Annotated in this window: 18 protein-coding genes; 11 read left to right on the forward strand and 7 right to left on the reverse strand. The window is 73.1% G+C overall.

The genetic code is table 11. The features are described from left to right. Window positions 1-21: 21 nt before the first annotated feature. Window positions 22-3,162, forward strand: a complete 3,141-nt coding sequence (locus LC193_RS14100) for an ATP-binding protein (protein WP_450264593.1) — start codon at window positions 22-24, stop codon at window positions 3,160-3,162. A 16-nt stretch (window positions 3,163-3,178) separates the two neighbouring features. On the opposite strand, the gene LC193_RS14105 is transcribed toward LC193_RS14100, so the two are convergent. Both LC193_RS14105 and LC193_RS14110 read right to left on the reverse strand, forming a co-directional pair. After that, window positions 3,179-3,853, reverse strand: a complete 675-nt coding sequence (locus LC193_RS14105) for a hypothetical protein (RefSeq protein WP_226074461.1) — start codon at window positions 3,851-3,853, stop codon at window positions 3,179-3,181. 7 nt (window positions 3,854-3,860) lie between these two features. Further along, entirely contained in the window at window positions 3,861-4,142 is a 282-nt protein-coding gene (locus LC193_RS14110; protein WP_086159728.1) for a hypothetical protein, read from the reverse strand. Window positions 4,143-4,370: 228 nt separating this feature from the next. On the opposite strand from LC193_RS14110, the gene LC193_RS14115 reads away from it, so the two are divergent. Next, complete coding sequence (locus tag LC193_RS14115; protein WP_226074462.1) at window positions 4,371-5,246, forward strand: helix-turn-helix domain-containing protein; 876 nt, start codon at window positions 4,371-4,373, stop codon at window positions 5,244-5,246. After that, a complete protein-coding gene (locus LC193_RS14120; protein ID WP_226074463.1) occupies window positions 5,243-5,464 on the forward strand; it encodes a DUF397 domain-containing protein in 222 nt (73 codons plus the stop codon). The genes LC193_RS14115 and LC193_RS14120 overlap by 4 nt, the downstream gene beginning before the upstream one ends. Window positions 5,465-5,532: 68 nt before the next feature. Here LC193_RS14120 and LC193_RS14125 read toward each other — a convergent pair whose 3' ends face one another. Further along, a complete protein-coding gene (locus LC193_RS14125) occupies window positions 5,533-6,411 on the reverse strand; it encodes a sigma-70 family RNA polymerase sigma factor (RefSeq protein WP_226074464.1) in 879 nt (292 codons plus the stop codon). A 94-nt stretch (window positions 6,412-6,505) separates the two neighbouring features. Between LC193_RS14125 and LC193_RS14130 the strand changes: the two genes are divergently transcribed. The 6 genes from LC193_RS14130 (at window position 6,506) to LC193_RS14155 (ending at window position 13,739) form a co-directional block, all read left to right on the forward strand. Further along, window positions 6,506-6,955, forward strand: coding sequence for a carboxymuconolactone decarboxylase family protein (locus tag LC193_RS14130; protein WP_226074465.1), 450 nt, complete (start codon window positions 6,506-6,508; stop codon window positions 6,953-6,955). Between the two features lie 163 nt (window positions 6,956-7,118). Further along, window positions 7,119-7,412 carry a hypothetical protein gene (locus LC193_RS14135; RefSeq protein WP_226074466.1) on the forward strand — a complete coding sequence of 98 codons (294 nt, stop codon included), beginning with the start codon at window positions 7,119-7,121 and terminating at the stop codon, window positions 7,410-7,412. Between the two features lie 677 nt (window positions 7,413-8,089). Beyond that, window positions 8,090-9,313 carry a methyltransferase, FxLD system gene (gene fxlM, locus LC193_RS14140; protein WP_226074468.1) on the forward strand — a complete coding sequence of 408 codons (1,224 nt, stop codon included), beginning with the start codon at window positions 8,090-8,092 and terminating at the stop codon, window positions 9,311-9,313. Window positions 9,314-9,401: 88 nt separating this feature from the next. After that, a complete protein-coding gene (locus LC193_RS14145) occupies window positions 9,402-9,587 on the forward strand; it encodes a hypothetical protein (RefSeq protein WP_086159721.1) in 186 nt (61 codons plus the stop codon). A 94-nt stretch (window positions 9,588-9,681) separates the two neighbouring features. Further along, window positions 9,682-12,537, forward strand: a complete 2,856-nt coding sequence (locus LC193_RS14150; protein WP_226074470.1) for a lantibiotic dehydratase — start codon at window positions 9,682-9,684, stop codon at window positions 12,535-12,537. Next, complete coding sequence (locus LC193_RS14155; protein WP_226074472.1) at window positions 12,534-13,739, forward strand: lanthionine synthetase LanC family protein; 1,206 nt, start codon at window positions 12,534-12,536, stop codon at window positions 13,737-13,739. Before LC193_RS14150 ends, LC193_RS14155 begins: the two co-directional genes overlap by 4 nt. A 114-nt stretch (window positions 13,740-13,853) precedes the next feature. Here the strand turns inward: LC193_RS14155 and LC193_RS14160 are convergent, their stop codons facing one another. Continuing rightward, window positions 13,854-14,645 carry an oxidoreductase gene (locus LC193_RS14160; protein ID WP_226074474.1) on the reverse strand — a complete coding sequence of 264 codons (792 nt, stop codon included), beginning with the start codon at window positions 14,643-14,645 and terminating at the stop codon, window positions 13,854-13,856. A 130-nt stretch (window positions 14,646-14,775) separates the two neighbouring features. On the opposite strand from LC193_RS14160, the gene LC193_RS14165 reads away from it, so the two are divergent. After that, window positions 14,776-15,381, forward strand: a complete 606-nt coding sequence (locus tag LC193_RS14165) for a TetR/AcrR family transcriptional regulator (RefSeq protein WP_226074476.1) — start codon at window positions 14,776-14,778, stop codon at window positions 15,379-15,381. Between the two features lie 70 nt (window positions 15,382-15,451). Here the strand turns inward: LC193_RS14165 and LC193_RS14170 are convergent, their stop codons facing one another. The 3 genes from LC193_RS14170 to LC193_RS14180 all read right to left on the reverse strand — a co-directional run bounded on the left by LC193_RS14170 (window position 15,452) and on the right by LC193_RS14180 (window position 18,545). Next, window positions 15,452-16,336, reverse strand: coding sequence for an ABC transporter permease (locus tag LC193_RS14170; RefSeq protein WP_226074478.1), 885 nt, complete (start codon window positions 16,334-16,336; stop codon window positions 15,452-15,454). Continuing rightward, entirely contained in the window at window positions 16,333-17,364 is a 1,032-nt protein-coding gene (locus tag LC193_RS14175) for an ATP-binding cassette domain-containing protein (protein WP_226074480.1), read from the reverse strand. Before LC193_RS14175 ends, LC193_RS14170 begins: the two co-directional genes overlap by 4 nt. A gap of 407 nt (window positions 17,365-17,771) precedes the next feature. Continuing rightward, window positions 17,772-18,545, reverse strand: coding sequence for a class I SAM-dependent methyltransferase (locus tag LC193_RS14180; RefSeq protein WP_226078597.1), 774 nt, complete (start codon window positions 18,543-18,545; stop codon window positions 17,772-17,774). A 168-nt stretch (window positions 18,546-18,713) separates the two neighbouring features. Here LC193_RS14180 and LC193_RS14185 point away from each other — a divergent pair, with 168 nt between their 5' ends. Then, window positions 18,714-20,972: a heavy metal translocating P-type ATPase gene (locus tag LC193_RS14185; RefSeq protein ID WP_226074482.1), complete on the forward strand. Its 2,259-nt coding sequence runs from the start codon at window positions 18,714-18,716 to the stop codon at window positions 20,970-20,972. The last annotated feature ends 45 nt before the right edge of the window (window positions 20,973-21,017 follow it).

A 21,017-nucleotide genomic window follows, 5' to 3' on the forward strand; every position in this document is an offset into this window, starting at 1 on the left:
CGGGACCACGTGTTCGACACCATGATCGGGCGGCAGCACGCCGCCGGAGTGCTGCGCGCCGAGATCGCCCGCACCACGACCAGCCACGGCGGCCTCGTCCTGGTCACGGGCGAGGCGGGCATCGGCAAGACCACGCTGGTCACGGGCGCCGCCGAGGAGGCGAGGGCGCGCGGTGCCCTCGTGCTCGGCGGCTCCTGCTGGCACGCGGAGAACGCCCCGGGCCACTGGCCGTGGACCCAGGTGGTCCGCGGGCTGCGGCGGGCCGCGACGGCCGAGGAGTGGGCGGCGGCGGAAGACGCGGCGGGCGCCGACCTGGCGGGCTGGACGACCGGCGGGGACGGCGGCGGGGCCGAGAGCTTCGCCCTGCACGACGCGGTGACGACGGCGCTGGTCACCGTGTCGCAGCGGCGGCCCGTCGCGCTCGTGCTCGAAGACCTGCACTGGGCGGACACCGGATCGCTGCGGCTGCTCGACTTCGCCGCCCGGCACACGTGGTTCGAACGCCTCCTGCTGATCTGCACCTACCGCGACACGGACGTCGCCGCCGAGGACCACCCGCTGCACGCGCTGCTGATGCCCCTGGTGTCCAGGGCCACCACCCTCGCGCTCACCGGCCTCGCCCCGCACGAGGTCGGCGCGCTCATGGCCCGCACCACGGGCGCCGCCCCGGACGCGGCCCTGGCCGCCCGGGTGCACCGGCACACCGGCGGCAACCCGTTCTTCGTCGAGCAGACCGCACGCCTGTGGCACGGCGGCGAGGGCACCGGCGTGCCGCCCGGCGTGCGCGAGGCGGTGCGGCGGCGGCTCGGGCTGCTGCCCGAGCAGGTCGTGGCGCTGCTGACCCGGGCCGCCGTGCTCGGCCGCGCGTTCCACCGCCGGGTGCTCGCGGCCACCGCGCCGGGGACCGGCACGGAGGTGGACCGGCTGCTCGCGCACGCGGAGGCGGCCCGGCTCGTCGCGCGGGACGGCCCCGACCGGTTCGCGTTCGCCCACGACCTGGTGCGCGAAACGCTGCACGAGTCGCTGGACGGCGGGGAGCGGCGGCGCCGGCACGCCGCCGTCGTCCGCGCGCTGGCCGACGAGCCCGCGCTCTCCGACCTCGTGCCGCCCGCCGACCTGGCGCGGCACGCGCGCCTCGCGGGCGACGAGTTGGACCCCGCGCACGCGGTGGAACTCCTGCGGTCCGCCGCCGAGGACGCCAAGGGGCGGATGGCGTTCGACGAATCGCTCGGGCACATGCGCGACGCCTTCCGCCTGGCCGAGGCACTCGGCCCGCGCCGCCACGTCCTGGTCGGCCTCGACCTCGCCGCCGAACTGCGCCACACCGGGGACGCGGCGGGGGCAGCCGCCGCCTTCGCGCGCTGCGCCGAGGCGGCCCGCGCGCTCGACGACGCGGAACTGCTGGCCCGCGTCGCGCTGTCCCTGCACGACTCGCACGGCGTGACGTCGCGCGGCGGCATCGACCGACCGCACGCCGACCTCCTGCACGACGCGCACCGGCGGCTCGTCGGCACCCCCGCCGGCAGGCCGCTGCCGACCGGCGACGACCCGGCGACGCTGGAACGCGTCGTGCGCGAGCTGAGCATCCGCTGCGCCGTGCTGGCGCGGCGCACCGGTGACGACGACGCGCTCGCGTTCAGCCTGTGGTCCCTGCACGACGCCATCTGGGGCCCGGGCACAGCGGCCGAACGCGAGGCTCTGATCACCGAGTTGGCCGGTCTGGCCCGCCGCGGGGGCAACCGGGACCTGCAACACTTCTCGACGGCGCTCGGCTGGGTGACGCTCCTCGAACGCGGCGATCCCGCCTATCTGCACCAACTGGACGCGTTCCTGAAGTCGGCGGAACACACCGGCCGACCGCGCTACCGGCTGTCGGCCGCCGTGGACCGCGCCATCGTCGCCGCGCTCCACGGACGCTTCACCGAGGCCGAGGACCTGCACGCGGAACTCGTCGAGCTGACCCGCCACGCCGGGAACGCCCAGCACATGGGGGCGTTCCGCGACCACATGCGCCGCGGCCTCCTGCTGGCGCAAGGCCGCTTCCCCGAACTGGCCGAGGCGAACGCGGCCGGGGCCGCCAAGCCCCAGGCGCACCCCGAGCTGGTCGCGGGCATCGCCGCCGCAGAACAGGGCGACGCGGCAGCGGCGTTGCGGCAGTACGAAACGTCCCTGCCGGTGCCGAGGCCCCGGTACGCCGAGGCGCTGTGGCTGCGCTTCCAGGCGCAGACCGCGGCCCTGTCGGGCGACGCGGACCTGATCGCGCGGGCCCGCGCGGAGCTGGCGCCGCTGACCGGGCAGTGGGCGGTGGGCCTGTTCGGCTTCGACATCGGCGGCCCCTGGGCCCTGTGGTCGGCGCTGCTCGACCAGGCCGAGGAACGGTGGGACGCGGCGGTGGCCGGGTTCACCGAGGCGGCCACGTCGGCCGACCGGCTGCTGGCCCGGCCGTGGGCGGTCAGGGCGCGCCTGGGCCTGGGCCGTTCGCTGCTCGGCCGGGGGCGGCCGGGCGACGCGGACACGGCGCGGGCGCTGCTGCGCGAGGCGGAGGAGGAGGCCGCGCGCCTGGGCCTGCGGCACATCGAGGAGCAGGCGGCGACCGCCCTGGCCGCACCGCACGAGCCGCGCCGCACCGACGAGTTCCGCTTCGACGGCTCGGTGTGGACCCTGCGGTACGCGGGGCGCACCGTTCACCTGCCGGACGCCAAGGGGCTGCGCGACCTGTGGCGGCTCATCGGGCAGCCGGGCCAGGACATCGCCGCCGGGCGGCTGCTCGACCCGGCGGGCGAGGCGCCGCTGTACGGCGGCGACCCCGTGCTCGACGACGAGGCGAAGGCACGCTACCGGCGCCACCTCGAACAACTGGACGACGAAGTCGACCGCGCGGCGGCGCGCGGCGACGCGGCACGCGCCGCGGAACTCGACCGCGAACGCGCCGCGCTGCTCACCGAGTTGCGCACGGCCGCCGGCCTCGGCGGGCGCACCAGGCGCCTGGGTGACGAGGCGGAACGCGCCCGCAAAACGGTCACCGCGCGCATCCGCGACACGCTGCGCCGCCTCGACACCCGCCACCCCGAACTCGCCGCCCACCTGCGCGCGTCCGTCTCCACCGGCACGATGTGCGCCTACCGCCCCCCACCGGACGAGGCCCCCCGCTTCCGCCTGTGACCGCGCGGGCGCCCGTTCACCGCACGGGCCGGGGCGCGGACTCGACCGTGCAGCGGGTGAGTTCGACGACGAGCTGGGAGGCGAGGAACCACGGCGCCCGCGCGTCGCCGTAGGGCAGGGCCGAGTCGGCGTGCGGGGTGAGGCCGCCGTCCGGCGCGGGCGTGAAGAAGCCGCCGAACACCCCCCACGTCCTCGGCTTGCGCGACCGCACGACCACCGGGTCGGTCAGGTGCGGGCAGTGGCGCATGGCCAGCGCGGCGCACGGGCGGCAGACCGGGGGCTTCGTGCAGAGCAGCCCCTCGGGCCAGTCCCGGCCCTCCGGCGGCGGGGCCGGGCGTTGCAGAAGGAACAGCCAGCCCCGGCCGGTCCTGCTCGCCTGCCCGCCGCACACCTGGCACAGCTTGTCCAGCATGGCGCCGCGCTGCCGACCCGAGTGCAGCGCGCGGAAGTTGGGCCGTCCCTGGCCCTGCGCCTGGCCGATCCGGGCCCACAGCACGCCCTGCCCGTCCCGGTCGCCCGGCCTCTCGTCCCGGTAGGCCAGCCCGGCCCCGTCGGCCCTGACGGTCAACGCGCCCGCGACGGCGGTCCGTTCCGCGCTCCACGCGGCGGCATGGGGAACGGGCAGCTGGTGCGGCCCCAGGTCAAGGGCGGCGCGGACCTTTGGGCACAGCGAACAGACATAGCAATCCACGTCCTTCTCACGCGAGGGCGGGCAACGGGCAGTGACCGAGGCAGCGGACGCACTCGTCGGCCGGGGACAGTCCGGCGGCCGGGGCCCACCACAGCGGGCCGCCCCAGCAGTCGGCGCGGAGCAACGCCCGCACGGGACGGCTTATCCACCGGGTGCTGACCTCGCGCCGCGCGTCCTGGAGCAGCAGAACGACGCCCAGCCCCCGGGAGGCGGCGTCGCGGACGCGGATCCCCGGCACGAGCCAGGCGGGCGGCGGGGTGGGCGGGAACGTGCGGCAGATCGTGGTCATGGTGACCCCTCGTCGCCGGAAAGGCGTTCGACTCCGGGTAATCGCGCGGGAACGGCCTGCGATCACGCGTTGGGAAAGGAAGAATGCGGCACCAGGAAGTCAACAGGCAAGCTTGGCAGCGCCTTTGACAGGGGAAAGGGCACCTCGCACCGCGTCTGCCGCACCCGCGCGGTACCTCCGCGCACCCAAACCTTCTTTTCCAGCACCGGAGGGGTGTGAAATAGCACCATGCCGAATGTTCGGGCCATCCCAACATTGCGCAGGCGTCGGCTCGGCGGGACCCTGCGGAGGTACCGGCACGAGGCCGGGGTCACCTTGGTGACGGCGGCCACCGCCATGGGCTGGGACGACAGCAAGCTGTCCCGCATCGAGACGGCCGTCGCCCGCCTGCTGCCGCAGGACGTCGCCAAGCTCCTGTCCCAGTACGGCGTCACCGACCCCCAGGTGATCGCGGCACTGGAGGGCCTGGCCAAGGACGCGGGCAAACAGGGCTGGTGGCAGGCGTACGGGGATGTCGTCGCCCTGAACTACAAGGATTACCTGACGCTGGAGACGGACGCGGAGAGCGTCCACATCTACACACCGGGCCTGGTGCCAGGGCTGCTCCAGACCGGCCCGTACGCACGCGAAATCATCGCCGGGATCTCGACCACGCATACCTCTGAGGAGGTCGCCGCCCTCGCTGAGATCCGGAAGATGCGCCAGGCCATTCTCACGACCAGGCCGGAGGGGCGCCCATTGAAGCTGTGGGCAGTGGTCCACGAGGCCGGGCTGCACCAGCGGTTCGCCGGCCAGCCGTTCCTCATGCGCCAGCAGCTGAAGCACCTGCTGGACATGACCGAGCTGCCGAACGTCACCATCCAGGTCATGCCGCTGATCGCTACCCCGAATCCCGGCATGCTCGGTCTCTTCGAGATCGTACGCTTTCCACATCCATGGGCCACCGTGGTCAACCTGGAGAATATTCAGGGCGGTTACTTCGTGGAGGGAACGGAAGACGTGAAGGTTTTCGAGTCCGCCTTCGAACGTGTCGTCGCCGCTGCCCTGTCCGTGGACGACTCGCGGCAGCTCATCAGGACCCTTATCGAAAGGAACCGGCAGTGAACGCCCGCACGGACGACCTCCACACCGTCGACCTCACCAACGCCACTTGGCGCAAATCGTCCCGCAGCAACGGCGCGGCGCAGTGCGTGGAGGCCACCGACCTCCCTGGCGGCGGCATCGCCATCCGCGACTCCAAAAACCCCCACCGCACCCCACTCCGCTGGGCCGCCGCACAGTGGAACGCCTTCCGCCAAGGCATCGTCGACGGCACCCTGTAACCCCCCGGACCACGGCCCGTTCCCCCCACACGCCCCGGCGGGAACGGGCCGACGGCCCGGTGGGTGGCTCATCGCGGTTCCGGCAGGTCCATGGCCGCGAGCCGGGCGGGGTCGCTGACGGCGACGATGGCGGTGATCCGGCCGTCGGTGACGCTGAACGCGAGGACCGAGAGCGGGCTGCCGTCCGCGTGCCAGGCCAGCCACCCCGGAAGGCCGTTCACCAGCACGGCCCGCCCCCGTGCCGCCGCGCCTGCGGCCAGCCGCGCACCGGTGGCGACCTCGGTGGCGCCGAGGCTGACGACCGTCCCGCCCGGCGTCTCCGCGGTCAGCCGCACGTCGGGGTCGAGCACGCGCAGCAGGCCGTCGAAGTCGCCCTCCCTGGCTGCCGCCAGGAAGGCGTCGACGACCTCGCGCCGCTCCCGCCCCGAGGACGTCGGCTGCTCGGTCGCCCGCACCTTCCTGCGCGCGCGGCTCGCCAGCATCTTCGTGGCATCGGTCGACTTGCCGAGGATCTGCGCGATGTCGTGGAACGGCACCGCGAACAGGTCGTGCAGCACGAACGCCATGCGTTCGCTCGGCCCGAGGGACTGGACGACGACGAGGAGCGCGAGCCCGACCGTGTCCGCGAGCGCCACGTCGTCCTCTGGCCCCGGTCCGTCGTCGACGGTCACCACGAGATCGGGCAGCCGGGCGTCGAGGGACGCCTCGGGGTGGGCCCGCCGCGACCTGAGGACGTCGAGGCTGATCCGGCCGACCACCGTGGTCAGCCAGCCGGGCAGGTTGCGGATGGTCGCCGGGTCCTGGCGGGACAGCCGCAACCAGGTCTCCTGGATCACGTCCTCGGCGTCCGCGTGCGACCCGAGCACGCGGTGGGCGATCGCGCGCAGCCGGTCGCGTTGGGCCTCGAACGCCTCGGCCACAGAGTCGGCGGGGTGGGGTTCGGCCATGGTGTCACCTTTCTTCGGCGCGTTCCGTCATGGGTGATGACGGGCCGGGAGCGTCCCGGGTAACCGACGAACGAACGCCGAAGGAGCAGGACCGATGGCAGTGCGCATGGAGACTCCGGTGGGTCCCGACGTGATGACGGCTGTGCAGCATCTCATCAAGGCGGTGCACGCCGGTGGTGTGGACCCGCTCGTGCTCGAACTGGTCCATCTGCGGGCCAGCCAGATCAACGGGTGCAGCGCGTGCGTCCACACCGGGGTTGCGTCGGCGAAGCGGCGCGGGGAGACGGAGGAACGGCTGCACCAGGTGGCCGCGTGGCGCGAGACGCCGTTCTTCTCCGAGCCGGAGCGCGCGGCGCTCGCGCTCGCGGAGGCGGTCACGCGCATCCAGGACGGCGCGCCGGGGGTGACCGACGCGGTCTGGGAGGCGGCGACCGCCCACTTCGACGAGAAGCAACTCGCCTCCCTTACTCTGCACATCGCGATGACCAACTTCTTCAACCGGGTCAACCACACCATCCGGGAGCAGGCCGGGAAGACCTGGTAGCCGTACGGCTCAAGGGGCGGCCGAGGCACCACCGGCGGTCCCACCGGCCCACGGCCCGTTCCCCCGCAGACCCCGGCGGGAGGAACGGGCCGACGGCGTGCGCCTGGTCATGCTGCGGGCCCGCCGCGCTTACCGTGGCGGCGAGCACTTCGGGAGGCACGGAATGGGCGAGACGACCGGCGATCCTGTCGGGCCGGTGTGGCGAACGTGGCTGGACGGTGAGGAGATCGAACTGCCCGCCAGCATCAACGGCATCAGGGCCGCTCTGCCGCCCGAGCGGCGCGAGCAGTTCGACGAGGCGGTCGGCGCGGCTGCGGCCGGGGATCTGGAGCTGCTGCTCGGCCACTGGGCGCAGGAGACCCGCCCGGACCTCCGGGCCGCCCAGGAAGCGGTGTTCCGACGGCTGGAGGCCGGGGACTCCACAGGTTTCGTCGCTGCCGAGGACTTGGACGCGTGAGCCGCCGGTACCGCCTCCAGTACAGCAACGAGGCGCGCGACGCCCTGCGGAAGATGAGCAGCCCGCGCCGTCGGCGGTTCGAGGCCGCCGTGGCCGAGATCGCTGTCGATTCCTACGCCCACGGACAGGCACTCGGCGGAAACCGCGACCGGCGGCAGGCGACCCTGGCCGGCGCCATCACCGTCTACTGGGTCAGCACAGGCGTCCTGACCATGTACGTGGTCGTACGTGGTCACCGTCATCCACTCCGACTGACCGAGCCCGGTGGCGGCGCGTCAACGTCTCGCCTCGCGAACCATCGCTCACACGGGTGGACGTCCGACATCCACAGCTTGGGAACGCTGACGACTCCCGACTCAGCGACACCGCCCCACGGCCTGCTACCGGCCGAGACGGGCGACGGCCGTGCCGCCATACGCGCCAAGTGCTCCGCCCATGCGCCCTCGCGCCGAACGCGACACATCCCCGAGCTTTGAGGTGATGCCAGTTGTCCGCCACGGCAGTGATCCGCCGGTCGGATTCTGAGGTGTCCTTGGAACGTGGCCGAGTTCTCGGGGCACACGGCCACGGCTTTCCACGTCGGCGTCGTCCCATCGGTCCTGTCAGGCGGCTCACTTCGGAGGGCTCGGGCAGCGGCGGGAGACAGGCCAGGGTCCAGTGAGGATTCACGTAGCGCGATGAACGAACACCGCATGACAGCAGAGGCGTCGGCAGGCGCCGGGGAGCTGCGCGAGCGCATGGTGCACGAGTTGGTGCGAAGCGGCGCCATCGTGCATCCGGCGGTGGAAGCGGCGTTCCGTGCCGTCCCGCGTCACCGCTTCGCACCGCACGTACCTGCGGCGGAGGTCTATGGAGCGCCCGAAGCGATCTTCACCAAGCGCACCGACGACGGGCGCGTCGTCAGCTCGGTCTCGGCGCCCTGGCTGCACGCGCGCATGCTGGAGGCGGCACGGTTGGCTCCGGGGATGCGTGTGCTGGAGATCGGCTCGGGGGGCTGCAACGCCGCGTTGTTGGCCGAGCTCGTCGGACCTGCCGGCGTCGTCACGAGCCTCGACATCGATCCGGACATCACCGGCCGCGCACGCCGGCTCCTGGACGATGCCGGGTACCAGCGGGTACAGGTGCGAACGGGCGACGGGGCGTTGCCGGTTCCCGATACTCCTGCCGGCGGTTGGGACCGCATCATCGTGACCGCCGGGTCGGCCGATCTACCGGAAACGTGGCTCGACCAGCTGTCCGGCAGCGGACGGCTGGTCGTCCCGCTACGCTTCCGTGGCCTGTCCCGCACGTTCGCTTTCGCGTGGCGCGGAGACCAGCTGAGGAGCGACACCACGATCGTCTCCGGCTTTCTCGCCATGCGAGGGAAAAGCGCGGACGCGCCGCGCATCGTCCGGCTGGCCGACGAGGATGTCAGGCTGACCGTCGACGAGCGACAGCCCTGTGACGAAGCCGCGCTCCGTGCGGCGTTCTCCTCAGTCGGCCACGAGGTGTGGACAGGGGTACGGCTGACCGGTTCTGAGGGGGTCCTTCCTCACCTCGATGTGTGGCTCGCCGGGGTGGTCGCCCCGTACGGCCGGCTGCGCGCGAGCCGGGCCGCCGCGGAACGGGGGCTGGTCGGTTGGGTCCTGGGCACCGGCGCGGCGGCGATCTGGACCGACAGCTCCCTGGCCTACCTCGCGTTGCGCTCCGCACCGGAACACGCCGACCAGTTCGAACTCGGCGTCGTCGCGCACGGCCCCGACCGGGAAGACCTCGGCCTCGCACTCGCCGACGAGGTCATCCGCTGGAACACCACTGCACGCCACCAGGGCGAGCCCGAGGTCCGTGTCCACCGGCTCGACGACCTCGCACCCCCAGGCGTCGTCATCGAGAAGCCCAGCATCCGGCTGACCATCAGCTGACCATCAGCTGACCGCGCTGCCCACGCCCCATCGGCAGCACACCGTTCTCCCGGCATAACGCCAGTGATCCCATCAGGAGGAGAGCCCCATGACACCATCCTCGGCACCGTCCCCGGCACCGGCACCTGAACTTGCCGATGCCTTCGACCTGGACCTGAGGCAGCAGCCCGTGAGCGGGCTCCACGTGTGGCTGAGCGGTGGGGAGGAGGAGGGCGACACCACCGGCGACGGCTGTGGCGAGTCCCCGCCCCAGGGCCCGACCACCGGCTGCTGAGCGCTCATCGGCATGGCGGGCGGCCGAGCGCTCGTCCACCCGGCCGTCTCCCCGGTCCGTTCCCACATCCACGCTTCCGACGAATGGTGGTGCGATGCCCCGCAGGCTGTTCGCCGCTCATCCGGTGGCCATGGCCCGCGTTCCGCTCCGCCCCGACCAGGGAGTCGGCGATGAGGCTGACGGCCTCCTGATCGAGGGGGTCCTTCTCGCCGGGAGCATCGACCTGTCGAAGGCCCGGAGGGACGCCCGCACCAGGGCCACCCTGCGCGCCTACGACCTTCGTTCACGCAGCCGCACCACTCCGCACGGTGTCTTCGCCGCGGTCGCACCGGCAGCCCTGACCGCCCGTGCCACCACACTGCGGCTGGGCCGGGCGCACCGTGCCATCACCATGCCGAGCGCACGTTGGCTGACCGCCCTCGCCGACCAGCTTTTGGACGAACATCCGGAACTGCTGCCCACCCTCACCCTGACCACGAGCAATCTGGTCGCCTCGCGCGGCGACCGCTTTGTGGCCGAACGCCCGACAGAGCGCGGCGCGGAGACCGGCAGCGTGCGGAACACCGAAGTCTCCCGCTGGTTGCTCCGTGCCTGCGCGGACGGCGCCCCGGCCGCCGACCTGCTCGCCGACCTCTCCAAACGTCATCCCGACGTCGCCCCCGCCACCATCGCGCGTGCTGTACTGAACATGGTCAAGGCCGGGGCCCTGCTCGACGACCTGCTCCCTGACGACCTCCGTGCCGACCCGCTCCAGCACCTGCTGGGTCGTCTCCCGGCGCAGTCGCCGTCCGCCCACACGCTGAGGCGCCTGGCCGCAGTTCTCCGGGAAGCCGATGCGCACACTCCCGGGTCACCTCGCCGACGACCACTCCTGTCAGCGGCCAGGGACCTCGCGAACTCGCTCCGCCCCACTCCCCGCCCACTGACCGCGGACACCCTTGCCGACGCCCAGATCTCCCTGCCGTGGTCGGTGGGCGACAGCGCGGCGCTCGCCGCCTCCGTCCTCTGGCGCATCGGTCACCGCACCCCACCGCTCGGCGACTACCACCGCCGCTTCCTGGCCCGCTACGGACGCCACCGATTGGTACCACTGCTCGAAGCACTCGACCCCGTAGCAGGCCTGGGCCCGCCCACGGCTCACGACGCACTCGGCACCGACGAGGGCCTCAGCCCGTCCCGTATGACCGCACTGGCCTCTCTGCTCGCCGGTGCCCTCAGCACCGGTACGCCCGAAATCGCTCTTCAGGACCACCACCTCGCCCAGCTCGCCAACCCGTCCCCGCTGCCGCCGCCCCGTACCGCTGAAATCCACATCCAGCTGCTCAACAGCGAGAGCGAAGCCCCGGACATCGCGGTCGTGCCCGGGACGGGGTCCCAGGACGCGGGTGCCGCACCGGGCCGCTGGACCCGCTGGCTCCCCGAACTCGCCCCCGACGAACACGCCGGCAACGGCACCGGACCGATGGTCGCGGAGATCGCCTGCCGCACCCGCACCGCTGCCACCGGAACGCTCAACGCCGAGACGGGCACCGCGCCTTGGCGCATCCCCCTCGGCGTTCCCCGGCGACCGGAGGATCTGATCCCCGAGGAATTGGCGCTGGTCGTCTCCGGCACTCATCTCGCGCTGTGGTCGACCCGTCACGACCGCCCCGTCACTCCGGTCCTCCGGAGCCGCGTCGCGCCCCGTCTGCTACCGCCGGCCGCCCGCGCCCTGCATCTTCTCGGCCATGCCAACACACGCCCCTGGCACCCCTGGAGCTGGGGCCCGCTGTCCGCCTTCCCCTTCACGCCGCGTGTGCGCTATCACGGCATCCTTCTGTGCCCGGCCCGCTGGCAGGTGCCCGCGGAACTGGCCACCGCGGCAGGCAACCGTGCTGCCTTCACCAGCACGCTGGAAGTTTGGCAGCGCACTGTTCACCCCGCCCTGCCCGGCACCGTGGTCGTGGCGGAGAACGACCGCCGTCTCCCGCTCGACCTCCATGACCCCGACGACCGCGAACTGCTACGCCGCAGCGTTCACCGAGGCACCCGATCGCTCCACGAACCCCTCGGGTCGCCCGAAGCCCTCCGTGTCCTTCCCGGCCCTGACCGTGAACGCCACCACCTCGAACTCGTTGTCGCACTCACCCGCCGCGACAGCCCGCCCTCGTCCCGGCCCAGCCCGCGCCGAGCCATCCGCGGTGCGCACGCAGGACGCCACCTTCCCGGCGGTAGCTGGCTGTCCGCTGCTCTTCCCGGGCCGAGCGACCTCCACGACACCACGCTCACCGAACTCAGCCCACTGCTTGAGCGGCTGACCACCGCGCCCGACATCGACCGCTGGTTCTGGCTCCGCTACACCACCCCGGCGCTCGGTCCCCACCTGCGCCTCCGCGTCCACGGCGATCCCACCGCCCTGAACAGCCGCGTGCAACCCCAACTCGCCACCGCTACCGCTCGGCTGCGTCGGCAAGGACTGTGCAGCGGCCTCCACTTGGAGCCGTACGAGCAGGAAATCGAGCGCTACGGCGGCGAGCAGGCCATGGCCTCCGCTGAGTGCTTCTTCCACGCGGACAGCGCCCTTGCTCTCCGCGCCCTCCGCCTCACCGACAGCCAACGTCTCCTTCTCGCCGCCGCCTCATCCGCCGAGATCGCCGGAGCTCTCGCCCCCGAGCAGCCCCGACGGGCCCTCGCCCCTGGCCGCCTGACTCGGGACCAGCGTCGCCACAGAGACACCCTCCGCGCCATCACCCGCAGGGGTGCCGCAGCTCTCATCCCGCCCTTTCTGGCCACCGTCCACGCCCAACGGCGGAAAGCCCTCCTCGCCTACCGAGACGTCCTCGCCCCCGCTTTCGCCGCCCCCTGCGCATCCGACCTGATCCACATGCACAACAACCGGCTTCTGAGCACCGACCCGAGCCACGAACGCCTCGCCCGCACCCTCGCCGCCGATCTGCTTCATCGCTCATGACCGACGAGCACCGCGCCCTCTCAGCCACCAAGTCCCAGGAGCTGGCCCTCGCCCTCGGGCCTACCCGGGCTGTCGCCGCCGCCGTCTCCGCACGCGCCGCCCACACGCTTTGCTACGGACTCGCCGGCACTGCGCTGCTGCACGCCTGCCTCGGCGACGCGACCACCGCCGTCCGCCACTGGAACGCAGCCTCCCAAGTCCTCGGTGACGCACCGGCCGACGGCATCCACACCGGCCCGGGCGCCCTCGCCGCTTCCCTGATCATCGGCACCGCCCACCTGCCCGAGCGCGGCCCCCACCACGCCCTCGCCCCGCGTGCGACGAGCTGGCTCTCGGCTCGTGCCCAGGCCCTCGCCCAGCTTCAGCGGACGAGTCCGGGATCGTGGGCGCCCTGGGCCGTCTACGACGCCATCAAGGGCTTGAGCGGCATCGGTCGCATCCTCCTCGTCTCCCATGCCACCGGCCACCGCGCCGAGGCAACCCCTGGTCTGCACGCCGCATTGACCACCCTGATCAGAATGATCCTCACCGACCAGGGAACTCGTCCCGGCTGGTGGCTCCCGGCCCACGCTCATCCGCCGAGCGTCCCTGTCCCCCCATCGGGCGCCGCCACCACCGGCATGGCCCACGGAATCGCCGGTCCCCTCGCCTTCCTCGCCCTCGCCCACCTCGCGGGCCATATCGCTCCCGGTCAACATGACGCCATCGCCGGGGCCGCGCACTGGCTCCTCACCTGGGCAGACCCCGGCCCCTCCTGGCCGCCCCACGTCAGCGGTGCCGACCTCGACGCCGGGCCCACCCCGCCTCCCGGCGTCATCCCCGGCCGCAGAACCGCCTGGTGCTATGGCACCCCGGGGATCGCCACCGCCCTCACGCACGCCGGCCACGCTCTCGGTGAACCCGCTTTCCTCCGCACCGCCACAGCGGCCCTCGACCACCTCGCGACCGACATCTCCACCTGGGACACCGAAGGCCCTGGTCTTTGCCATGGCGCGGCAGGCGTACTCGCCGGCGCCCGGCACGGCGGTTCCCGGCTCGCCGCCCGTGCCCGCGACACCGTCCTGTCTCTGTTGTCTCCGCCCTCCGCCGCGCCGGGCCTCCTCGGCGGCCGTGCCGGTACCGCCCTCGCCCTGGCCGCTGACGCCGGACTATTCGCCCGCCAACGGGCCGCCCCGTGGGAAAGCGTCCTGCTCATCTCCTGACCTCTCCGCCGAGGAAGATGGCGCGTCACTCGGCGGCCCACGGCCCGTTCCCCCGCAGACCCCGGCGGGAGGAACGGGCCGGTCGGGGCGGGGGGTTGGGGGTTGGCGGGTGGGTCAGGTGGTCTTCGTCGCGCCGCCGTCGATGACGTAGTCGACGCCGACGATGCTGGCGGCGGCCGGGGAGGCGAGGTAGGCGACGAGGTCGGCGACCTCGTCGGGGCGTATGAACCGGCCGGTGAGCATGCCGGTGGCGGCCGGGATCTGGTCGAGCAGCTGCGCGTGCTCCATGCCCATCTTCTCGGCCAGCGCCACGCCGTACCGGCCGGGCCCGTCCCACAGGGAGGTGCGGACCGCGCCGGGCGACACGGTGTTGACCCGCACGCCCTGGGGGCCGAACTCCTCCGCGATCGCCTTGCCGAACGCGGTCAGCGCGGCCTTGGCGGTGGTGTAGGGCATGGGACTGCTGTGCGGGCTCCTGGCGGCGTCGGAGGAGACGTTGACGACGGCCCCGCCCCCGTCCTCGACGAGACGGGGCAGCGCGGCCCGGGTGGCGCGGACGGCGGAGAGGAAGTTCAGGTCGTACGCCTGCTGCCACTGCTCGTCGGTGAAGGTGAGCAGGCCGCCCGTCTGCCCTTCGCCCGAGTCGCCGCCGCCGACGTTGTTGACCAGGAGGTCGAGGCCGCCGAGTTCGGCTTCTGCCCGCTCGATGAGCCGGGCGGGTCCCTCGGCCGTCGAGAGGTCGACGGGCACGCAGATCGCGCCGGTGGCCACCAGTTCCGGCGTGGTCGTGCGCGCCCCGGCCACCACCCGCATTCCTTCGTTCACCAGCGCGGCAACGACGGCCAGGCCGATCCCCCGGCTCGCGCCGGTCACGACGGCGGCCTTGCCTGCCAGGTGCAGATCCATGGAGCACTCCTCGCACAATTGCGTCAGGTTCGACGCGAGAACCATAGAAGCTGCAACATCGATGTTGCAAGTATGGGGTGCAGCGCGACCGTGGCGTAGTGTTTCCGGTGCCTCAGAGGGAGGGAGCCTCATGGACCAGAGAAGCGGGCGGCCGTTGCGCGCGGACGCGGAACGGACCGTGCGGGCCATCCTCGAAGCCGCGGAACGCGTGCTCAGCGCCGATCCGGCGGCCACCATGGAGCAGATCGCGGAGGCGGCAGGTGTCGCGCGGACGACCGTGCACCGCCGGTTCACCAGCCGCGAGGCGCTGGTCGAGGCGCTGGCGGCCTGGGCCACGCGGCAGTTCCACGAGGCGGTGACCAGCGCCCGCACCGACAGCGTTCCGCCGCTCGTGGCTCTCTACCAGGTGACCGCCAACGTGCTTCGCGTGAAGACCAGTTGGGGCTTCGCGATGAGCAGGGGAACGCCGGAGGACCCGGAGGTGGCACGGGTGCACGCCGACGTGCTCGCCCAGTGCGACCGCCTGTTCCTGCGCGCCGCCGAGGCCGGCGTGCTGCGCCGGGAGGTCGACCTGGAGTGGGCCCGCCGCGTCTACTACGCGCTCATCCACGAGGCCGCCCACGACCGCGGGGAAGCGGCCGATGACGAGGGCGGGGACGTGGAGGCGCTGGCGACCCGCGTGGTCGACACGCTGCTGCGCGGGGTCGGCGGGCGCGGCGCCGAACTCGGCGCCTGACCGGGTCGCGGACAGCGGAACGGCCCGTCACCCTCGCGCGACGCGCGGGGCAACGGGCCGTCGTCCGCCCTCACTTGCGGTTGTACAGCCGCATCGTCAGGGTGCCGAACACGGCGATCAGCACCGCGCTCGCCACCAGCACCCAGGTGATCTCGCCGGTGTCGACGTTGCCGTCCATCAGGCCGCGCGCGGCCTCGACGAGGTGGGCGACGGGGCTGACGTCGACGAACGCCTGGAGCCAGCCGGGCATCGTGCCCGGGTCGACCAGGATGTTGCTGAGGAAGGTCATCGGCATCAGCACCAGCATGCTGATGCCCATCACGGACTTCTCGGAGCGCAGCATGAGCCCGAACATCGTCCAGATCCACGAGAACGCGAACGAGAAGACGATGAGCAGCAGGATCGCGCCCGCCACGCCGAGCACGCCGCCCTCGGGCCGGTAGCCGAGGATCAGGCCGACGATCAGGATCACCACGGACGCCATGGCGTACCTGAGCATGTCGCCGAAGAGGTAGCCGACCATCGCGGCGGGGCGCCAGACGGGAAGGGTCCTGAAGCGGTCGAAGACGCCCTTCTGGATGTCGGTGTTGACCGCGACGCCGGTGTACATGGTGGTCATCACGACGCTCATGACCATGATCCCGGGCAGCAGGAACTGAAGGTACTCGCTCGTGGACCCGGCGAGCGCGCCCCCGAACAGGTACGTGAACATGAGCGTCATCATGATCGGGAAGACGGTCACGTCGAACAGCTGCTCGGGCACGTGCTTGATCTTCAGCATCGCGCGCCAGCCGAACGTGAGCGACGCCGACAGCGGGCTGGGCCGCTGCGGGCGTTCCACGCCGGCGAGCACCGCGCCCAGCGTCTCGGCGGTGGGCGTGTAGGTGTCCTCCGCCTCGTCGCCGTCCTTGCCGCTCTGCTTGGGTGCCGCGTCGGCACTGGTCGCGGTGGTCATGCCACGGCCTCCTGCTTCGTTTCCCTCGTCGTGGCGGTGGTGTCGGTGGCGGACCGGTCGGCCTTGCCGTCGGTCAGGGCGAGGAAGACCTCGTCGAGGCTCGGCTGGCCGAGCGAGAAGTCGTCGACGACGATGCCGCCCGCGGCGAGCTGGGCCAGGGCGTGCGAGGCCAGTTCCGCGGGGCCCGACGCGTTGCCGTCCTGCATGAGCCGCGCGGTGAGGGCCAGCGGGTCGGCGTCGGCGGAGACGGTGGTGCCGAGGACGCGTTCCAGCAGCTCGCGCGCCTCGGGGCGGCGGTCGGCGTCGCGCAGCCTGAGGTGGATCGAGCCGGAGCCGACGGACGACTTCAGCTGGCCCGGGGTGCCCTCGGCGATCACGCGGCCCTTGTCGATGACGGCGATCCGGCCGGCGAGCCGGTCGGCCTCCTCCAGGTACTGGGTGGTGAGCAGCACGGTGGTGCCCTGGGCGACGACGGCGCGCACGATGTCCCAGACCTGGTTGCGGCTGCGCGGGTCGAGGCCCGTGGTGGGCTCGTCGAGGAAGAGCAGGTCGGGGGTGTTGAGGATGCTCGCGGCGATGTCGAGGCGGCGCCGCATGCCGCCCGAGTAGTTCTTCGCCTGCCGGTCGGCGGCCTCGGTCAGCCCGAACGCGTCGAGCAGCGCGGCGGCCCGTTCCCGCGCGGCCGGCTTGCGGTGGCCGAGGAGGCGCGCGAGGAGCACCAGGTTCTCCGTGCCGGTCAGGTCCTCGTCGACCGAGGCGTACTGCCCGGTGAGGCTGACGCGGCTGCGGACGGCGTCGGCCTGGGTGAAGACGTCGAGACCGAAGATCCTGGCCTCGCCCGCGTCCGGCCGCAGGAGGGTCGCCAGCATGCGGACGGTGGTGGTCTTGCCCGCGCCGTTGGGGCCGAGGACGCCGTAGACGGTGCCCGCGGGCACCGTGAGATCGACGCCGTCGACCGCCCGGTTGTCGCCGAATATCTTGACGAGTCCGCGGGTCTCGATCGCGGGCTCGCCCGTGCCGTTGCCCATCACTGTCCTTTCCGTGTGGTCCGTGTGGTCCGTGTGGTCCGTGTGGTCCGTGTGGTTTTGCCGGCCTTCGTGGCCGCACGAGCCGCAGGCGTGAGCCACGTGGCATTCGTTCGTATGTTCGTAAGACTCGGGCGGAGCCGCTTCCTCATCGCCGCCGGCGTGACTTTTCTCATCGGGTTCTCCCGAATCCGTTCCCTGCGGGCGGCCGGGCTCCGTCGCGCGGACGGCCCGCGCCCCCGGGCACGGGCGGGCGGCCCCCGGCGGGAGGCGGAAGCGCCCATGGTAAACGGCCGCCTCCCGCGACGCCGCTCCTTTTCTCCGCACACCGGGAGGGCGCGAGACGCCGCCGGGCCGCCGCGAGAGGAGATCTCGCGGCGGCCCGGCGGGGGAGCGCGGGGGCGGCCGGATCAGGAAGCGGTGACGCGGATTCTGGACTGGCCGTGCGGCAGCTTCTCCCAGTCCTCCTCGAACCTGGCGCGCAGTCCGTGCCGCTCCGCGAGCGCGACGAGCGTTTCCGTCCGGTAGTAGAAATCCTCGCGCAGCACGTGGTGCTCGCGGCCCTCGGTGCGGTCGAAGGTGAAGTCGAAGAACGCGCCCGGCGCCATGACGCGGCCGACGTGCGCGAGGCATTCGTCGATCACGGACAGGGGCGAGTGCGAGAACACGCTGTGCGCGTGCACGACGTCGAAATACGCGTCGGGCAGGAAGTCGAGGGTGAGGTCGCGGGTCGGCGTCAGGTGCGGCACCTTGTCCTGGAGGCCGTAGGCGACCAGGGTGTGCTTGGCGCTGACGAGGATGTCCGGCGAGATGTCGATCCCGTAGTAGGCGCCGGGCCCCAGGTAGTCGATGAACCACCGGCCCGCGCGCAGGTTGCCGCAGCCGATGTCGAGCATGCGGTGCTCCGGCCTGAGACCGTGCGCGGTCAGGTAGGTGAACTGCATCTCACCCAGCGCCCGCCAGCGCGCCCGGCTCGCGCTGCCCACGGCCTTGTCGGGGTCGCGGGCGGTGTCGGAGGCCATCACCGCGCGGTAGTAGGAGACGTGGTCGCGGTGCCGCAGCCGCAGCCAGGTGTCACGGGCCACGCGCCGCGCGTGCGGCGCGATGCGCGCCGGATTGCGCGCCGCGTAACGGATCTTGTGGGAGAGGCTGGCCCGGTTCACGAGCAGGGCGGCGTTCTTCATTCGCATACGGGGCAGCTTGGCGCAGATGGCGCTTTCCCCCCGGAAGGCGCGCGACACGGGCGCGACACTTACCCCTGGGGGGTATTTGCCCAACATACCCCTGTGGGGTATACAGGAGGTCGAACGCATACCTCCCACGGGTATCCTGGGCAACCGAGGAGCCACCCCATGACAGCCACCGCATCCGACAGCGCCGAGGTCGAACTGGCCATCGGCGGCATGACCTGCGCGTCCTGCGCCGCCCGGATCGAGAAGAAGCTCAACCGGATGGACGGCGTCACCGCCTCCGTCAACTACGCCACCGAGAAGGCGAAGGTCTCCTACGCCGACGGCGTCACCGTCGCCGACCTCGTCGCCACCGTCGAGGCCACCGGCTACACCGCCGAGGAGCCGCGCCCGGCCGCCGCGCCCGCGCCCGAGGGCGGCGCGGAGCCGCCGGACGACCTGGCGGCCCTGCGCCACCGCACGGCGGTGACCTGGGCCCTGGCCGTTCCGGTGATCGTCCTGGCGATGGTGCCCGCCTGGCAGTTCGAGTACTGGCAGTGGCTGTCGCTGACCCTGGCCGCGCCCGCCGTGGTGTGGGGCGGCTGGCAGTTCCACCGCGCCGCGTGGACGAACGCGCGGCACGGCGCCGCGACCATGGACACGCTCGTGTCCCTCGGCACGCTGGCCGCGCTCGCCTGGTCGGTGTGGGCGCTGTTCTTCGGGCACGCGGGCATGCCCGGCATGACCCACCCGTTCGAGCTGACCATCGAACGCACGGACGGCGCGGGCGCGATCTACCTGGAGGCCGCCGCGGGCGTCACCGCGTTCCTGCTCGCGGGCCGCTACCTGGAGGCGCGCGCCAAGCGCCGCGCGGGCGCCGCGCTGCGCGCCCTGCTCGACCTCGGCGCCAAGGAGGTCACCGTGCTGCGCGGCGGCGCCGAGCGGCGCGTGCCGGTCGCGGACCTGCGCCCGGGCGACCGGTTCGTGGTGCGGCCGGGCGAGAAGATCGCGACCGACGGCGTCGTCGTCGAGGGCAGCTCGGCCGTCGACGCCTCCATGCTGACCGGCGAGTCCGTGCCCGTCGAGGTCGCGGAGGGCGCCCAGGTCACCGGCGCCACGATCAACGCGGGCGGCCGGCTGGTCGTCGAGGCCACGCGGGTCGGCGCGGACACGCGGCTGGCGCGGATGGCGAAGCTCGTGGAGGACGCGCAGAACGGGAAGGCCGCGGCGCAGCGCCTCGCGGACCGGATCTCGGCCGTGTTCGTGCCGGCCGTCATCGCCATCGCCGTGGCCACGCTCGGCGTGTGGCTGGCGGCGGGGGGCGGGCCGACCGCCGCGTTCACCGCGGCCGTGGCCGTGCTGATCATCGCGTGCCCCTGCGCCCTCGGGCTCGCCACGCCCACGGCGCTGCTGGTGGGCACCGGGCGCGGCGCGCAGCTCGGCATCCTGATCAAGGGGCCCGAGGTGCTGGAGAACACGCGGCGCGCCGATGTCGTGCTGCTCGACAAGACCGGCACCGTCACCACGGGCCGGATGGCGCTGACCGGCGTGACCGCGGCGGCGGGCGAGGACGAGGCGGAGGCGCTGCGGCTGGCCGGCGCGCTCGAACACGCTTCGGAGCACCCGATCGCGCGGGCCGTCGCCGCGGGCGCGGCCGAGGCCGCGGGCACGACGGCGGAGCAGCTGCCCCCGGTGCGGGAGTTCACGAACGTGCCCGGGCTCGGGGTGCGGGGCCTCGTCGAGGGGCGCGCCGTGCTCGCGGGCCGGGCCGGGCTGCTGACCGGGGCCGGCGTCACGCTGCCCGCCGAGCTGGCCGAGGCGGCGGCCGGGGCGGAGGCCGCGGGCCGCACGGCCGTGCTCGTCGCGTGGGACGGGCGGGCGCGCGCCGTGCTCGCCGTGGCCGACGCGGTCAAGGACAGCAGCGCCGAGGCGGTGCGGCGGCTGCGGGCGCTCGGCCTGACGCCGGTCCTGCTGACCGGGGACAACGAGACGGTGGCGCGCGCCGTCGCCGCCGAGGTCGGCATCGACGAGGTGATCGCCGGGGTGCTGCCCGAGGAGAAGGTGGCCGTCGTGCGGCGGCTGCGGGACGAGGGCCGCACCGTGGCCATGGTGGGCGACGGCGTCAACGACGCGGCGGCGCTCGCCGCCGCCGACCTCGGCCTCGCGATGGGCACGGGGACGGACGCGGCGATCGAGGCGGGCGACCTGACCCTGGTGCGCGGCGACCTGCGGGCCGCGGCCGACGCGATCCGGCTCTCGCGCCGGACGCTGCGGACGATCAAGGGCAACCTGTGGTGGGCGTTCGGCTACAACGTCGCCGCGCTGCCGCTCGCGGCGGCCGGTCTGCTCAACCCCATGCTGGCGGGCGCGGCGATGGCGTTCTCCTCGGTGTCCGTGGTCGCCAACAGCCTGCGGCTGCGCACGTTCCGCGCCGCGTCCTGAGCGCCCGCCGGGCCCGGGCCGAGGCGCCGGAACGCGGGGCGGGGC

The sequence above is a fragment of the Streptomyces marincola genome (genome assembly GCF_020410765.1).
In the GTDB taxonomy this organism is placed as follows: Bacteria; Actinomycetota; Actinomycetes; order Streptomycetales; family Streptomycetaceae; genus Streptomyces; species Streptomyces marincola.

Coding starts and splice junctions, on each gene's coding strand:
- LC193_RS14165 (WP_226074476.1), top strand. CDS start 14,776: ATGGACCAGAGAAGCGGGCGGCCGTTGCGCGCGGACGCGGAACGGACC.
- LC193_RS14170 (WP_226074478.1), bottom strand. CDS start 16,336: ATGACCACCGCGACCAGTGCCGACGCGGCACCCAAGCAGAGCGGCAAG.
- LC193_RS14135 (WP_226074466.1), top strand. CDS start 7,119: ATGGGCGAGACGACCGGCGATCCTGTCGGGCCGGTGTGGCGAACGTGG.
- LC193_RS14115 (WP_226074462.1), top strand. CDS start 4,371: ATGCCGAATGTTCGGGCCATCCCAACATTGCGCAGGCGTCGGCTCGGC.
- LC193_RS14160 (WP_226074474.1), bottom strand. CDS start 14,645: ATGGATCTGCACCTGGCAGGCAAGGCCGCCGTCGTGACCGGCGCGAGC.
- LC193_RS14155 (WP_226074472.1), top strand. CDS start 12,534: ATGACCGACGAGCACCGCGCCCTCTCAGCCACCAAGTCCCAGGAGCTG.
- LC193_RS14100 (WP_450264593.1), top strand. CDS start 22: ATGATCGGGCGGCAGCACGCCGCCGGAGTGCTGCGCGCCGAGATCGCC.
- LC193_RS14175 (WP_226074480.1), bottom strand. CDS start 17,364: ATGGGCAACGGCACGGGCGAGCCCGCGATCGAGACCCGCGGACTCGTC.
- LC193_RS14185 (WP_226074482.1), top strand. CDS start 18,714: ATGACAGCCACCGCATCCGACAGCGCCGAGGTCGAACTGGCCATCGGC.
- fxlM (WP_226074468.1), top strand. CDS start 8,090: ATGAACGAACACCGCATGACAGCAGAGGCGTCGGCAGGCGCCGGGGAG.
- LC193_RS14125 (WP_226074464.1), bottom strand. CDS start 6,411: ATGGCCGAACCCCACCCCGCCGACTCTGTGGCCGAGGCGTTCGAGGCC.
- LC193_RS14130 (WP_226074465.1), top strand. CDS start 6,506: ATGGCAGTGCGCATGGAGACTCCGGTGGGTCCCGACGTGATGACGGCT.
- LC193_RS14145 (WP_086159721.1), top strand. CDS start 9,402: ATGACACCATCCTCGGCACCGTCCCCGGCACCGGCACCTGAACTTGCC.
- LC193_RS14180 (WP_226078597.1), bottom strand. CDS start 18,545: ATGAAGAACGCCGCCCTGCTCGTGAACCGGGCCAGCCTCTCCCACAAG.
- LC193_RS14110 (WP_086159728.1), bottom strand. CDS start 4,142: ATGACCACGATCTGCCGCACGTTCCCGCCCACCCCGCCGCCCGCCTGG.
- LC193_RS14150 (WP_226074470.1), top strand. CDS start 9,682: ATGCCCCGCAGGCTGTTCGCCGCTCATCCGGTGGCCATGGCCCGCGTT.